Origin of the sequence: Akkermansia muciniphila ATCC BAA-835 (assembly GCF_000020225.1) — a bacterium.
GTDB classification, from domain to species: Bacteria; Verrucomicrobiota; Verrucomicrobiia; order Verrucomicrobiales; family Akkermansiaceae; genus Akkermansia; species Akkermansia muciniphila.
The window spans coordinates 1,143,379-1,157,873 of the sequence record NC_010655.1; the positions used below are offsets into that span (position 1 = coordinate 1,143,379).

Annotated in this window: 12 protein-coding genes; 10 read left to right on the plus strand and 2 right to left on the minus strand. The window is 58.1% G+C overall.

All coding sequences use genetic code 11. The features are described from left to right. The first annotated feature begins 205 nt into the window (after positions 1-205). Positions 206-967: an exodeoxyribonuclease III gene (locus tag AMUC_RS05155; RefSeq protein WP_012420005.1), complete on the plus strand. Its 762-nt coding sequence runs from the start codon at positions 206-208 to the stop codon at positions 965-967. A gap of 38 nt (positions 968-1,005) precedes the next feature. Continuing rightward, positions 1,006-1,626, plus strand: a complete 621-nt coding sequence (locus tag AMUC_RS05160) for a non-canonical purine NTP pyrophosphatase (protein ID WP_233420572.1) — start codon at positions 1,006-1,008, stop codon at positions 1,624-1,626. A 31-nt stretch (positions 1,627-1,657) separates the two neighbouring features. Here the strand turns inward: AMUC_RS05160 and mnmM are convergent, their stop codons facing one another. Continuing rightward, positions 1,658-2,233: a tRNA 5-(aminomethyl)-2-thiouridylate-methyltransferase MnmM gene (mnmM, locus tag AMUC_RS05165; RefSeq protein ID WP_042448851.1), complete on the minus strand. Its 576-nt coding sequence runs from the start codon at positions 2,231-2,233 to the stop codon at positions 1,658-1,660. Between the two features lie 157 nt (positions 2,234-2,390). On the opposite strand from mnmM, the gene AMUC_RS05170 reads away from it, so the two are divergent. The 6 genes from AMUC_RS05170 (at position 2,391) to AMUC_RS05195 (ending at position 10,438) form a co-directional block, all read left to right on the plus strand. Further along, complete coding sequence (locus AMUC_RS05170; protein WP_198153351.1) at positions 2,391-3,311, plus strand: DUF362 domain-containing protein; 921 nt, start codon at positions 2,391-2,393, stop codon at positions 3,309-3,311. 77 nt (positions 3,312-3,388) lie between these two features. Then, on the plus strand, positions 3,389-5,146 hold the full coding sequence (locus AMUC_RS05175; RefSeq protein WP_052294451.1) for a 4Fe-4S dicluster domain-containing protein: 1,758 nt from the start codon (positions 3,389-3,391) through the stop codon (positions 5,144-5,146). Positions 5,147-5,452: 306 nt separating this feature from the next. Beyond that, on the plus strand, positions 5,453-7,225 hold the full coding sequence (locus AMUC_RS05180; RefSeq protein ID WP_012420010.1) for an ABC transporter ATP-binding protein/permease: 1,773 nt from the start codon (positions 5,453-5,455) through the stop codon (positions 7,223-7,225). 53 nt (positions 7,226-7,278) lie between these two features. After that, positions 7,279-7,710, plus strand: coding sequence for a hypothetical protein (locus AMUC_RS05185; protein WP_012420011.1), 432 nt, complete (start codon positions 7,279-7,281; stop codon positions 7,708-7,710). A 17-nt stretch (positions 7,711-7,727) separates the two neighbouring features. Next, a complete protein-coding gene (locus AMUC_RS05190) occupies positions 7,728-9,620 on the plus strand; it encodes a hypothetical protein (protein ID WP_087393489.1) in 1,893 nt (630 codons plus the stop codon). 83 nt (positions 9,621-9,703) lie between these two features. After that, positions 9,704-10,438, plus strand: coding sequence for a L,D-transpeptidase family protein (locus tag AMUC_RS05195; RefSeq protein WP_157738248.1), 735 nt, complete (start codon positions 9,704-9,706; stop codon positions 10,436-10,438). Positions 10,439-10,644: 206 nt separating this feature from the next. On the opposite strand, the gene AMUC_RS11950 is transcribed toward AMUC_RS05195, so the two are convergent. Continuing rightward, a complete protein-coding gene (locus tag AMUC_RS11950; protein ID WP_012420014.1) occupies positions 10,645-11,310 on the minus strand; it encodes an RNP-1 like RNA-binding protein in 666 nt (221 codons plus the stop codon). Positions 11,311-11,712: 402 nt separating this feature from the next. Here AMUC_RS11950 and AMUC_RS05205 point away from each other — a divergent pair, with 402 nt between their 5' ends. Beyond that, positions 11,713-13,089 carry a sugar transferase gene (locus tag AMUC_RS05205; RefSeq protein ID WP_012420015.1) on the plus strand — a complete coding sequence of 459 codons (1,377 nt, stop codon included), beginning with the start codon at positions 11,713-11,715 and terminating at the stop codon, positions 13,087-13,089. A 218-nt stretch (positions 13,090-13,307) separates the two neighbouring features. Beyond that, positions 13,308-14,486, plus strand: a complete 1,179-nt coding sequence (gene galK / locus AMUC_RS05210; protein WP_012420016.1) for a galactokinase — start codon at positions 13,308-13,310, stop codon at positions 14,484-14,486. The last annotated feature ends 9 nt before the right edge of the window (positions 14,487-14,495 follow it).

Here is a 14,495-nt window from a genome sequence, read left to right on the forward strand (position 1 = left end):
CCACTCTCGAGTGCCTCTCGGGGTGTTTGCCTATTTAAGTAAGCACGAGGGGGAGGTTCTGGCAAGAAAAAACGCTTGTTCTATGCGGCATGCAAAAGACTGGGGATGATTCCGGAAGAAGAATTTTCCGGAGCCCTCCGGGAGGGGGCGGGACAACGGTGTTTGAGGGCTTGACGGACCCGTGAAAAACGGGAAGTATGCGCGCATGAAACTCGTCTCATGGAACGTGAACGGATTGCGGGCGGTTCTGGGCAAGGGAATGGCGGACGCCGTGGATGCCCTGGAGCCGGACGTCCTCTGCCTTCAGGAGATCAAGGCGCGTCCGGAACAGGTGAAAGACCTGTGGATTTCCTCCTGGCCGCACCAGCTCTGGAATCCGGCGGAGAAGGCCGGCTATTCCGGCGTGCTGATCCTCAGCCGGGTGCGGCCTCTTTCCACGTCCGTCGGAATCGGCTGGCCGGAGCATGACCGGGAAGGGCGCGTCTGCACGATGGAATTCGAGGGGTTTTACCTGGTCAACTGCTATACGCCCAATTCACAGAATGAACTGGTGCGCCTTCCGTACCGGGAGCAGTGGGACGCCGCGTTCCGCGAGTATGTGGCGGGACTGGCGGAAACCAAGCCGGTCGTTTTCTGCGGAGACTTGAACGTGGCCCATGAGGAGATTGACATTGCACGTCCCAAAGAGAACCGTTTTTCCGCCGGGTTCAGCGACCAGGAGCGCGCCGGGTTCACGCTGCTGCTTGAGGCCGGTTTTACGGATACGTTCCGCGCCCTGCATCCGGAGGAGCCGGGCTGGTACAGCTGGTGGTCCTACCGCGCGGGCGCCCGCGCCCGGAATATCGGATGGCGCATTGACTATTTCTGCGTTTCCAATCCGCTGGCTTCCAGGGTGAAGGATGCCGCCATCCATCCGGATGTGACGGGGTCCGACCATTGCCCCGTCAGCCTGGAGATTGACTGCTGAGCGCGGTCTTTCAGATGATTTTCAACTGTAAAAGATTGATGATTATGGAACAGGAATTGCCGCTGCTGGTGGTTGCCACGCGCAACGCCCACAAGACCGGGGAAATCCGCGCCATGCTGGCCGGGAAATGGGAAGTGAAGGATCTTTCCGACTATCCCCAGGCTCCGCCCGTGGATGAAACGGGAGTCACGTTTACGGAGAACGCCACGCTCAAGGCGCTTTCCGCTTCCAGATGCATCCCCGGCGTCCTGCTGGCGGATGATTCCGGGCTGGAGGTGGATGTGCTGGACGGGCGCCCCGGAGTCTGGTCCTCCTCCTTCGGCGGGGAGGAAGGGAATCATGCGCGGAATAACCTCCGCATGATGGAGGAACTGCGGCGCGCCGGCGTGAAGCCGGGGGACAGGCCTTCCGCGCGGTTCCGCTGCGTCATGGTGCTTGCCGGGAACGGCCGCGTGCTGGCGGAGTTTTCCGGTTCCGTGGAAGGCTACATGTTGACGGAGCCGGCCGGAGAAGGAGGGTTCGGCTATGATCCGCTGTTTGTCCCGGAAGGGCATGACCGGAGTTTCGCCCAGCTTCCCATGGAAGTGAAAAATTCCATGTCGCACCGCGCCCGCGCTCTGGCACAGGTGGTGGAGTGGATGAAGGAACGCCGGGCCTGAGGTCTTTCCCGGACGCCTGGCGGCGGGGAGGTCAGTCCAGCCTGAAGGCGCATATCTGGAAGGGAGCCGGTGTTCCGGTGTTCAGGAGCTGGTATTTGCCGGCGCGCCAGGAATGATGGGGCAGGCGGGACAGGAAGGCTTCCACGGCTTCCGCTTCTTCCTTTCCTCCTTCGTGGCCGGGATAGCACATGACGCTGAGAAGCCCGTTCGGGGCAATGAGAGCGGCGGCCTGTTCCAGCGCCGCCAGGGTGCATTCCGTCCTGGTGACCGTTTTTTTGTCCCCGCCCGGCAGATAGCCCAGGTTGAAAACGATGGCCTTCACGGGGCCTCCGACCAGTTCCGCCAGGCGGTCATGGCTGGCAAGATGGAGCTGGACGGAAGGGGTGAGCAGCCCTTCCTTCTCCAGACGCTCCCTGGTGGCGCGGATGGCTTCTTCCTGCACGTCAAAGGCGTGCACCTGGCCGGAAGTGCCAACCAGCCGGGCCAGGAAAACCGTATCGTGCCCGTTGCCCGCCGTGGCGTCCACGACTGCGTCCCCGGGGGAGACGACGCGGCTGATCCAGTCATGAGCGCAGGTCATGGGGCGGCTGAGCAGGGAACATTTCATGACCGGGTTGTACAGAAGCCTTGCCTGTATGACAATTCGTTTATGAAATTCCGGTGCGGGAAGAATGACAGGTTGTTTTTTGGCAGGGCGTGTGTTAGGAAGAGGCATAAAACCTTCTGCGTGTTCCCGCATGCGGGGATAAACCACAGACGTTGCCATGAAGATGACTGACAGACGCACTTTTTTGAAAAGGACTGCCGCCGCAGGGGCGCTGGCGGCCATATCGGACATGGATTCCCTGTTCGCCCAGGAGGCCGGAGCTCCGGCGGCTTCCGGCATCCCGGATCTGGTGGCCGTTCGCAACGGTACCCGTGCGGAGATGGTCAGGAAGGCCGTGGAGACGCTGGGCGGCATGCAGGCTTTCGTCAAGCCGGGCCAGACCGTCGTCATCAAGCCGAACATCGGCTGGAACAAGGCTCCGGAATTTGGCGCCAACACTCATCCTGAAACCGTCGCCACGCTGGTGGAGCTGTGCAGGAAGGCCGGGGCGAAGGAAGTAAGGGTGTTTGACCACTGCTGCCACAACGGCGCTTATGAGGGCAGCGGCGTGAAAGAGGCCGTAGAGAAGGCTGGCGGTGTGATGGTGGACGGCGGCAATGAGAGCCAGTACGTGCGGACGGAAAACCCGAAAGCCCGGAAATTCACCTCCGCCAAGGTGCATAAGGCCGTGCTGGAAGCGGATGTTTATATCACCTGCCCGCCCCTCAAGCACCACAGCGGTTCCGAGATGACCGCCTGCATGAAGAATGTCATGGGCACCGTCTGGGACCGCGGGGCCATGCATAAGAACGACCTGCACCAGTGCATCGCGGACGCCGTGTATTTCCGCAAGCCGGACCTGTGCGTGCTGGACGCCTACATGCCCATGGTGCGCAATGGCCCCGTGGGGAAGGATACGAATGACCTGGTGGAGCGCAAAACCCTTCTGGCTTCCCGTGACATCGTGGCCATTGACGCTGCGGGCGCCGCCCTGCTGAACAAGGCCGGAAAAATTCGCCATGTGCAGCTTGGGGAGGAAATGGGGCTGGGCGTCGCCGACCTTTCCAGGCTTAATATCCGCCGTATCAGCATGGCCTGACGCGGCGGCTCCTTCTCCCGTCTGCGGATGACGCGGTGGGGGGCCAACTTTCCGCCTCCGGCGGGTTTATGATAAATATGTCAGTTATCAAAGCCTTTCTCGTCAGTCCTCTGAAGTGGCTCCGCGTGACGGTGGCCGTCATTTTCTTTATTGGGATTGCATACGCTTTTCTGCACCACATTCCCGCGTGGAACGTGCCGAACATGACGGGGGGCGGAGAGGGGATGGAAGATTCCTTTTCCCTGGCGCGGTGGCAATTTGTGCCGTCCGTGCTGGGGACCCTGAGCGGGGCAGCCGTTTCCGCCGTGATTCTGGGGGTTTTGCTGCTGCTTACGCTGCTGTTCGGCCGCGTATACTGTTCCTTCATCTGCCCGCTGGGGATTCTCCAGGATATTGTCTTCAGAATCCGCCGCTGGCTGGCGCCGAAGCGTTTCCTGAAATTCTCCCGGCCTGTGCCGTGGGTGCGGTATGGGGTGCTGGCATTGCTGGCCGCCTGCTGCGTGACGGGGCTGGCCGGTCTGTCTCTGAATTGGCTGGACCCTTACAGCATTTTCGGGCGCATCATGTATGTGCTGGCATGGCCGGCCGCCATTTGGAGCAATAACCTGCTGGCGGCGGACAGTTCTTCTGCGGACCTGGTCCAGATGGATTATTTCCCCGCGGCTTTCCCGGTTCTGCTGGCTTCCGCCGGCATGCTCGGCCTGGTGGCCGTCATGAGTGCCTGGAAGGGGCGCCTGTATTGCAATACGGTATGCCCCGTCGGCACGCTGCTTGGCCTGCTTTCCCGTATCTCCCTTTTCCGGCTGGGCTTTGATCCCGCCTCCTGCAAGAAATGCGGCAAATGCGTCAAATCCTGCAAGGCGCAATGCCTGAACCTGAAGGAATACAAAATAGACTCCTCACGCTGCGTGGCGTGCTACGATTGCGTGCGCTCCTGCAGTGAGGGGGGAATACGCTACCGCTGGTTTACCAGGGCCCGTCAACTGGTTCCGGCCCAAAAAAAGAAGGCTTCCCCGGATACCGCCCTCTCTTCTTCCGCCGCAGTTCCCTCCATTGCCGGGAGTTCCCGCCGCCAGTTCCTGGAGGCTACTGCGGCCGGGCTGGCTACGGCCGCCCTTTCCGGATGCCGGGGAGATGCCGCCCGGAAGCTGGACCCCACCCAGTGCGTTCTTCCTCCCGGAGCCGGTTCCCTGGAACGTTTTCTGGATATCTGCACCGGCTGCCAGATGTGCGTTGCCAACTGCCCCACCCATGTGCTTCAGCCTTCATACCTGCAGCTTGGCCTGAAGGGATTCATGAAACCCCGGATGGATTTTGCCACCAAATACTGCCTTTATGATTGCCACCGGTGTGCGGAAGTCTGCCCCACGGGGGCCATACGCAGGATGCCTGTTACCGCGGAAAGGGATACTGAGGGAATAACAAAAGATACTACGCGCATTGCCGTGGCCCGGTTTTACGTCTGCCGCTGCCTGGTTGCCCGGGAGGACATGGATTGCGGAGCCTGTACGGAGCATTGCCCCACCAAGGCCCTTTACACGGTGCCCTATATCGGGCGTGACGGCCAGGAGCACCGCCTGCCCAGGCTGGATCCTTCCCTGTGCATCGGCTGCGGCGCGTGCGAACACGCCTGTCCCGTTACCGCGGAACGGCCTGAGGAACGCGAACGCCGGAACTCCTGCGATTTGTGCGAGGAAAAATGCGAGTTCGGAAGGCGGCGGGAAATGCCCCCCCGGGCGTTGGTGGTCCGTGCCGTAAATCCCCAGCAGAAAGCTGTTAAAAAGTTTGAGGACAAAGCTGTGGATCCGGTGGGGGATGCGGATTTTCCGTTTTGAAAACGGCTGGCGGTTTGGAAGATGATGAAATAAACGCTCCCGGAGGCTTCAAACCTCCCTTTCGGGAGGGCTGTGTCTGTCCATCCGGTTTTTCGGGGGAATTCCGTGCAGCCCGGTTTGCGGCACGGATACGGCCGCGGGGGATGCCGAGATGAGCGGGGGCAGGAGGAGCCTGACCGCGGGAGCGTTCCCGCGGCTGGCAGGGAAGGTTTCCGGAGAGCATGTTCTCCGTTGCTGGCGGGATAGAGTGCAAATGCCCGATTTTCCTTGATGATGCGGAAGTTGATACGTTAAAGTAAAAGAACCATGTTGCAGGCGGACGGCATTACGTATGAGATAGAAACACCGGATGGTCCTTTGAAATTATTGGACAATGTCAGTTTTAATGTCCCTCGCGGTCATTTTATGGCGGTCGTTGGTCCTTCCGGCTGCGGAAAGACGACCTTATTGAAGGCGATTGCAGGCATGATTGCGGAAACGGGCGGGCGTTTTTTCTGGAATGGCCATGATTTGGCTGAAGAAGACTTTGAACCTTCGGAAATCGGGTTCGTTCCCCAGTTCAGCATTGCCTATGACCAGCTGAGCGTGGATGAGAATGTGGAGAGCGCCGCCAGGCTCCGTTGCCGGTTCAATTCCGTGGACGATTTGGACGACAGCATTGACAATGCCCTGGAGGTAACGGGAATGGAGGGGATTACGGACCGGGATGTGAAAATTCTTTCCGGCGGCCAGAAAAGGCGCCTGGCGCTGGCCATGGAACTGGTATCCAATCCCCGGCTGCTGATTTGCGATGAGGTGACGTCCGGACTGGATCCCAGGTCGGAACACGATATCGTGTTCCTCCTGCATGAAATCTCCCGTTCGGAAGGCCGCATCGTCATTTCCGTCACGCACAGCCTTTCCCATCTGGACAGGTATGATTCCATCCTGGTCATGCACCAGGGCTGCGTGGCTTACCACGGTTCTCCGAAAACCATGCTGCATTACTTCGGCGTTTCCTCGCTGGAGGAGATTTACCCGAAGCTCCAGGATCGTGAAGGCCCTTCCTGGAGCCGGTCCTGGAGCAAGCACCGGGATTCCTATTATTCCCGTCTGGAACAGGAAAGGGAGAAGAAAATTCTTTCCGGGGAACTGCCGGATCCGGATGCCGTCCGTCCTGCGGAGGCGGAGAAGGAGGGGGCCTCCGGAGAATCCGGAACGGAACGGGAAAAGGCCGTGGAGGAAAACATTCCGGAAGTTCCCGGATTCTTCACCCAGTTCTTTTGCTTGCTGGGGCGGCGCTGGCGCATCTTTTTCCGCGACCGTTCCCAGTTGGTTCTTCAATTGGTCATGGTGCTGCTGTTTCCCGTGCTGGTAGCCATGTTTACGGACAAGGGCTCCGGGCAAATCGTGGGGCTTTCCGCCACGCAGGATGTCCAGACTGTCCAGAAGGATATGGAAGCCCAGCAGCTGAACATGAAAACGGGGTCCGCCGTCTCCGGCATCATCATGTTTGAGGTGATTTTGCTGGGGCTGATGGGGTCCAACAATGCCGCCCGCGAGGTGGCCGGTGAACGCGCCGTCATGGAAAAGGAAAAGTATGCGGGCATGAGGCCTTCCGCCTACCTGGCGAGCAAGCTGTCCTATCTGAGCGTTCTGGTGCTGGTGCAATCCGTCTGGATGTTTGCCTTTGTGGATTTTTTCTGGGACCGTGGCGGCGGCCTGACGCATCTGCTGTTCCTGATTTTGGCGAACGCCGCCATGACTTTTGTATGCCTGGGCATTTCCGCCCTGGCCCGGAGTGCGGACCAGGCTTCCCTGCTGAGCATTTATCTGGTGGGTTTCCAGCTTCCTCTCTCCGGAGCGGTGCTGGCGCTTCCGGAATATGCGGAGGGTTTCATACGGCCCTTCATTTCCGCGTACTGGGCGTGGTCCGGCAGCATCTCCGCCCTGAAGGACGATGTATATTACGCCGTCAAGAATGTGCTGGATACGGACCTGACGCCCTCCCTGGTTTGCTATATTGTTCTGGGCGTGCATGTTGCGTGCGGCATTGCGGCCGCCTACGCGGGAATCCGCCGTTCGCGCTGGGAGCTTTAATTTAATGCGTGCGCTTGCGGGAAGTACGTTATATACTTTTTCCATCAGAAATTATGGCGAGACGGCGTGCAGCAAAAAAGAAAAGTTCCTCATCATCCGCACTGGTTTTGACGGTCGGGGCGGCGGTTTTTGTGCTGGCCGTTATTGTGGGGATTGTCATGTTCCGAGCCGGGGAGAAGCCGCAGGCCGGGTCGGATATACCTCTGGACATTCTGGCGGCGAACGCCTCCCAGCTTTCCAATAACAACTATGCACTGGACGGAACGGTGATTGACCGTTTTCCGCGCGGCGAGTCCGAGCTTATTGCCTTCTTGTACAAAGACGCCTCCGGGCGTGAGTACATTATTCCCGTCTGTGTTTCCGCTGAGGCCAGGAACGGACTGAACATCAACCGGGACCAGCAATACAGGATAGAGTTCCGGGTGAAAGATATCAATCCGAAGGTGCGCGGCGTGTGCGTAGCTACATCCATTCAGCCTAAATAAACAATCTCCCTCGTCCTATGAAATGCTGTTTTTTGATGACCCTGGCCTGCGCGGTTCCCGCCCTGGGGCAGATGATGTACAACCCTCCTGCAGCCGGCGGTGCGCCTGCCGCGTCCCCTGCCTCCCCTCCCGCCGTTCAGCCGAATGCCTACCAGCCTTCCAGGCAGGGGGATGCCAAGTCCCTGTACGGCAATGAGCTTCCTTTCCTGAACCCTCAGGACGGCACGGTGACCATCAACGGAACGACGTTGAATATGGGCAGTTTCCGGGAGATTGAAGCGCGTTTCAACAAGTACCTGAGCCAGCCGGAGGAAAGTACGGAAGATGCGAAGGAATATCAGAAAATTTTTGAAAAGCTCCACGAAACGCTCTCCATGCGCAAGGAAAAACTGGTGGCGGATAATGTGGTGCGGCAGGTAGTGGACCTGTTGACCACCGCTTCCAGCAACCCGCTGGACGGAGGCGTTTCCGACGCTCTCTGCCAGGCCATTTACACCGCGTGGCAGGCCAGGAGCAATGGAAAAAACAAGGGGAAGATGCTTGAGGCGGTGGAGAGGGAAATCCGCAGCAACGCCCAGAAGATGAGCCTGATGGAAAGCGGCGTGACGACGATTTCCGGTGCGCCCTCCGGCCAGAAGGGCGGGAAAAAGGGAACTTCCACCAATCATCCCGCCAAAAATAACCCCCGTTACAAATATCTGGAAAAGCGTGTAGTGGAGATGGAAGCCCGCAAGCTGAAGCTGGAAAGTGAACAGGTTCTGACGGTGACGGAAGCGAAGATTGTTTTTCAGTCTACGCTGGTTCAATTGTTTGCCCAGCGGCGTTTTGACCATGTTTCCATAGGCTGCGGCGTTTACAGCCGCCTGTTCAATGACGGGGATACCAAGCTGCGGCTGGATAAGAATTCCGATGCCGCCAAGATGTTCAGCGGTACGCTGGGCGCTCCTCCCACCGTCGCTATTCTGGACAACCTTTCCCGGGAACTGGCCCGTGACTCCGACCGGCACATGAAGGCCGTGAACAACCTGGTGGATTCCCATCATTACGTGGATGCGCTGGAACGGCTGAACGAAGCTCTCCTGATCGGGGAATTCATGCCTGCCGTGAATACGTTTCCGTATGAGAAGAAGCAAAAACTGTATGCCTTCAAACGGGACGTGGAAAAGTTGTTCGAGTTGATGAACGGCAAAGATTACGAAGAAGCCCTTTCCCTGGTGGAGAACCTTAAGAAGACTTCCAGGGATTTCAGTACGGGCCGTGCGGAGTCCGCTATCAGCGCCGCCGTATTCGCCAGTGACGCCTATATTTCCCAGGGGCAGGAAGCCCTGGCCAGGGGGGACCGCGCCAAATTGGAGGAATGCCTGAAAAGCGCCATTGAAATCTGGCCGAAGAATCCCCGTCTTCTTCCGCTGCGGAACGCCATGATGGCCGCAGGTCAGCAATCCCACGCTCTGGAGGATTTCAAGCGTTTCCACAAGAATAAGAATTATCGCCGCATTTTTGACAACCAGCATGAATTTGCCGTTCTGGTGAAGGATGATCCGGAGCTCCAGAAGCAGTTTGTGGAAGATCTGGGCAAAATGGCCGTTATTGAGCGTGCCTTGGGCGCAGCGCGCCAGCGTGAAGCCATGCAGGACGTATACGGCGCCTGGGAGGAGCTTCAACAGCTGCGTTCCAGGGACCAGGAACTGTTCATCAATGACCAGGAGCTGAATGCCCGGTATTTGGACCTGACGACAAAGGCAAGCACACTGGTAAATCTGCTGAATGATGCGGAAAAATGCAGGAATGCGGGAGAAGTGGGGTCTGCCCTGGGTAAATACATGGAAGCCAAAAGGCTGTATCTGTATTCCCGGTTTGCCAAGGAGGGAATTGAGTCCCTGCTGGAAGAAGTTCTTCCGTTGAACTAGGCGGGTGGATTCCGCCGGACGGCGCGCCTGCGGAGACGGAGTAATTGCTTTTCTTCCGGAACGGTGCCGTTATGCTACGGCTCATGAAGGCAGTATACCTGTGTTTGTGCATGCTGGCGGCGTTCTGTTTTCCGGCCGCGGCGCTCCCTGCGGATTGCAGCCAGGTGATTGTAGGTTCCGCGGACGGGTGGAATAGTTCCCATGTGCAGTTGAGCCTTTTGGAGAAGGGGCCGCGGGGCTGGGTGATGGTGAAGGGGCCGTTTCCGGCGCGTCTGGGAAAATCCGGTCTGGTCTGGGGCAGGGGCGTCAGCCTCCCTCCCGCCGGAGGGCCGGTGAAGAAGGAGGGGGACTTGCGCTCTCCCGCGGGAATTTTTGAACTGGGGGGCGTATATGGAACTGTTCCCGCGCCGCAGAAAAAGCGTTCCATGCCGTACCGCCGCATTACGCCGCGGGACATGTGGGTGGATGACCCTGCTTCTCCCCTGTATAACCAGCACTTTGTGCTGAAGCATGATCCCGTCACGCCTTGGGAGTTCAAGCAGCAGATGAAGCTGAATGATTACGCCCACAGTCTGAAACTGTTTATCCGGCATAATGCCGCAGACGGACGGCAGAAACCCGTGCCGGGTGCGGGTTCCTCCATTTTTTTCCATATCTGGCGCCGGGACGGAGGAGCCCCTACGGCCGGATGCACCGCGATGAGCGAGGAAAATTTGAGGGCCATGATTGCATGGCTGGATCCTTCCAGACACCCCCTTTATATTCTGCTCCCCGCCAGGGAATATTTGCGCCTGCGCAGAGCCTGGGGGCTGCCGTGATATTTTCAGAATCCGCCTTTGCAGGCACGCCTGTTCCGCCGCCCCGGGACGGACAGGGGAGTGGTTTAAACCCTACGGATGGAAGGGCTGTTGGATGGTGCGGCTCCCGTGCCGTGCTGCACGTTCGTTGCTGCCTGGAGTTCCCTTTTCCGTAAATGCAGGAAGCCGGCCTTTGAAGAAAGGCCGGCTTCCGCATGGTAAAACGGTTATTGTTCCTGGGACTGGGGAGCGGGAGCTTCCGGCTGGAGCAGGGGAGTGGAGGTTTCTTTCACTTCCGCCATGGAATCCTGTTCTTCCCTGGGCGCGCGGTCTTCGCGGGGCTGCCGGGGTTGTTCCTGGCGTTCATTGGCTCCGCTGACCAGCAGATTGCGGCCCATGAAAGGCTGGTTGTGGAGAATGTCCACGGAACGGATGGCGTCTTCCATCTTCTTCATTTCCACAAAAGCATACCCCTTGGACTTGTGGGTGCGGGGGTTGTAAATGATTTCCACGGAATTGACTTCCCCGATGCCCTTGAACACGTCCTCCAGGTCGCTTTCCGTAGCTTCATAGGAAAGATTGCCCACATAAAGCCGGCGGTTGGAGACGGGCTGTTTGGGTGCGGAAACGCGATCTTGCCTGTTGCGGGCTACGCGGGTGTTGGTTTTGGCGGCGGCTTTATCCCTGGCCGCATGCTTGTTATTCTTGGACGGACGAATGCCGAAGAGGCCCAGGAAACGCTGCCACAAGGAGAGTTTGGCGGGCGCTTCTTTTCTGTACTTGGGACGGTAACCGCTGGAATCGCGGCGGTCATTGCCATAGGAGCGTCCGCCCTTGTTGTAGCGGCGGCGGGCTCCCTGGCCCTGTCTTCCCTGTGTGTTGTGTTGTGACATACTTATAATGCTAAGTTGGTGATTATGTTGGTGTCATGCCGGATTTATCGCTGTGTGCAGTAAATTCCATCCGGAGGATCGCCGGGACGTTCCGCTGCCATGAGAAAAGCCAGGAGTAAGGGGGCCCCATGCCCCGATCAACGGTCCATGCATGGTCTGATAGGGGGGCGATCAGGCTAGGCGCGTGACCAGTCCGGTCGATTGACGCGTATACCAATGCACAGGGAGCCGGATTCTTGCAAGCCGGTATCTCGTCATTTTAGGCTTTCCGACCGCCCGGAGGCGGGAAGGCCGTCCGGGAGGCAGGCTTCCGTGCCGGGCATGGCTCAGAGTGAGCAAACAATTTGACAAAAAGACGAGGACGGAGCATTTTAAATGCCGACTAATCTACATATTCTCTCGATGCTGATTCAAAATGCAGACCGTACTACCTACGGGATTAATAAGATTGTTGTTTTCGTCCTTGCGTTCGTCGTTTTCTTCGTTGTCGGATTTGTGTCCTGGCAATGGGATGGGGTCGCTCCGGAACCGTGGCGTCTGCGGACGCTGGTGCTGACGCCGCTGACGATGTCTCTGCTGCTGTATGTGTGCTGTGACCAGTTCGGCGTTTACTACCGCTGCCAGACGCTCTGGGAAAGCATCCGGCGGTTTGTGGTGGCATATGCCTGTTTTGTGGTGTTAAGCGTGATGATATGGAAGTTCTTTGTTCCCTTTTCCGCGGATGTCGGTGTCCAGTCCCTGGCGTATCTGCTTACCTTCCTGGGTTCCCTCTGGCTGCGTATCAGCCGGTTCCGGGCGGAAAAAAGGCTGGTGGAGGAAGCCCCTACGCTGGTGGTGGGAACTCCGGATCATGTGAAAGAATTCCGCAGGACGTTGGAGAGCAATCATGTGGACTTCAGGAATGGGTTGCTGGTCATGGCGCCTGAAGAGGTGGACAGTGCGGTAGTCAGGAATTTGCTGATTAAGAACTGCGTCAGCAAGGTGGTGTTTTTGCCGGAGGAGGTGGATTCTTCCGTGGCGCGGTGCCTGGTGGAACTGTGCGGCAAGATGGGAGTCGATTTTTACGCGAGCATGGTGGTAAGCATGCCCGCCGTGCATAAAACCTATTTCGGCGTGATTGGAGGAACAAGAATGCTGGTGTACAAATCCACCCCCATTCCCTATACCACCTCCTGGCAGTTGAAGAAAATGCTGGACTGGACGGGAGCGCTGGCGCTTCTGGTGGGAACGTCACCCCTGTGGGTGCTGGCGGCTGTGGGAATCAAGCTGTCGGATCGCGGCCCGGTTTTTTACCGCCAGAAACGTTCCGGGCTGTATGGCCGGGAGTTTGGCATGTGGAAATTCCGCACCATGTACCGGGATGCGGATAAAAGGCTGGATGAAGTGAAAGCCCAGTACGGCAATGACATGGACGGCCCCATCTTTAAGCTGGAGCACGACCCTCGCATTTTCTCCTTCGGGCGCTTCCTGCGCAAATTCAGCATCGACGAGCTTCCCCAGCTCATTAATGTGCTGAAAGGGGAAATGAGCCTGGTCGGCCCGCGCCCGCTGCCCGTTTATGAAACGGAAGCCTTTACCAGCGATGCCCACCGCCGCAGGTTGAGCGTGCTGCCCGGCGTGACGGGGTACTGGCAGATTGCCGGACGCAGCAACATCCGGGAATTTGAAAAGCTGGTGGAATTGGATATGAAGTATATTGACAACTGGTCCCTGTGGCTGGATATCAAACTGCTTCTGAAAACCGTCCCGGCAGTGCTTTTCGCCCGTGGGGCAAAGTAGCTTCCTGGTCTCCCTGGATTGCAGGCCGTCAGCCGTTATTGCCGGGAATTTGGAATCCGGCTGGGGTTCTCTGTCCGGTGGAACAGGCCTGTTTTAAGAATACTGCAATTCGGGAGAGGGATGGAATTGGTGTATTCTGTGGAAAATGAAAAAAATTATTGCCGGACAGAGACTTTAATCTTGAGGTGCGGAAAGGGATGGGGCAGAATCAATCTACTATGGATTTAGTTCAGCGAGAAATCTCTAAAGAAACGGTGACTCCGTATTTCATCGAGTATTTCGGTCAGGCGCCTACTCATGTGGCAGCGGCACCGGGACGTGTGAACCTTATTGGTGAGCACACGGATTATAATAACGGTTTTGTGATGCCTATGGCGCTTGATAACCATTGTGTTGTGGCTGTGGCTCCCTCCCCCGTGGGCAAACACCGCTTTTGCGGTTCCCTGGGTGACCAGATCCATGAAATTGCAGTGGAAGACGCCTTGGTTCCCGGCGAACCGTTCTGGTCCAATTATGTCCGCGGCGTTTTGGCCAACCTGCACAGGCGCGGCATAGAAATCGGGCCTGTGGATATGCTGATTGACAGCAATGTGCCCCGCGGCGGCGGCCTCTCCTCCAGTGCCGCTCTTGAAGTTGCCGTCTGTACGGCGCTCGCCGCTTTTGCCGGCGTTGAAATAGATCCCAAGGAAGTAGCCCTCATTGGGCAGGCCGTGGAACATGAATTCGTGAACGTTCCCTGCGGCATCATGGACCAGTTTATTTCCGCCAACGGCAAGAAGGGCATGGCTCTCAAGCTGGATTGCGCCACGCTGGAATATGAGCTGGTTCCGATGAACAATGAATCCGTCTCCGTGCTGGTTCTGGACAGCGCTGTGAAGCATTCCCTGGCGGACGGAGCTTATGGACAGCGCCGCAAGCAGTGTGAGGAAGCTTCTTCCATCATGGGCGTACCCTCCCTGCGGGAAGCTACGCTGGAGCTGCTGGAATCCTTCAGGGAACAGCTTGGCGATGTGCGCTATCGCCGCGCCCGCCACGTCATTGGAGAAAATGCGCGCGTGAACGCTTTTGCGAACGCCCTTGCCCGCGGCGATTGGGATGAGGCCGGCGTAGCCATGCGCGGCAGCCATGCTTCCCTGCGGGACGACTATGAAGTTTCCTGTGCTGAGGTGGATACCCTTGTTTCACTTTGTGACCGCATTCCCTCCGCATCCTCCATTTACGGCGCGCGCATGACGGGCGGCGGGTTTGGCGGATGCATTGTGGCCCTGGTGAAGACGGAGGATGTGGAAAAGGTGGCCCAGGAGCTTCTGGACGGCTACTGCCAGGAAACGGGCATTGAAACTACGTATCTTGTAACCCGTGCCGGAGAAGGCGCCCGTGTTTTGTACCAAGCTTAATCCATACTG

Coding starts and splice junctions, on each gene's coding strand:
- AMUC_RS05155 (WP_012420005.1), top strand. CDS start 206: ATGAAACTCGTCTCATGGAACGTGAACGGATTGCGGGCGGTTCTGGGC.
- AMUC_RS05160 (WP_233420572.1), top strand. CDS start 1,006: ATGATTATGGAACAGGAATTGCCGCTGCTGGTGGTTGCCACGCGCAAC.
- mnmM (WP_042448851.1), bottom strand. CDS start 2,233: ATGAAATGTTCCCTGCTCAGCCGCCCCATGACCTGCGCTCATGACTGG.
- AMUC_RS05170 (WP_198153351.1), top strand. CDS start 2,391: ATGAAGATGACTGACAGACGCACTTTTTTGAAAAGGACTGCCGCCGCA.
- AMUC_RS05175 (WP_052294451.1), top strand. CDS start 3,389: ATGTCAGTTATCAAAGCCTTTCTCGTCAGTCCTCTGAAGTGGCTCCGC.
- AMUC_RS05180 (WP_012420010.1), top strand. CDS start 5,453: ATGTTGCAGGCGGACGGCATTACGTATGAGATAGAAACACCGGATGGT.
- AMUC_RS05185 (WP_012420011.1), top strand. CDS start 7,279: ATGGCGAGACGGCGTGCAGCAAAAAAGAAAAGTTCCTCATCATCCGCA.
- AMUC_RS05190 (WP_087393489.1), top strand. CDS start 7,728: ATGAAATGCTGTTTTTTGATGACCCTGGCCTGCGCGGTTCCCGCCCTG.
- AMUC_RS05195 (WP_157738248.1), top strand. CDS start 9,704: ATGAAGGCAGTATACCTGTGTTTGTGCATGCTGGCGGCGTTCTGTTTT.
- AMUC_RS11950 (WP_012420014.1), bottom strand. CDS start 11,310: ATGTCACAACACAACACACAGGGAAGACAGGGCCAGGGAGCCCGCCGC.
- AMUC_RS05205 (WP_012420015.1), top strand. CDS start 11,713: ATGCTGATTCAAAATGCAGACCGTACTACCTACGGGATTAATAAGATT.
- galK (WP_012420016.1), top strand. CDS start 13,308: ATGGATTTAGTTCAGCGAGAAATCTCTAAAGAAACGGTGACTCCGTAT.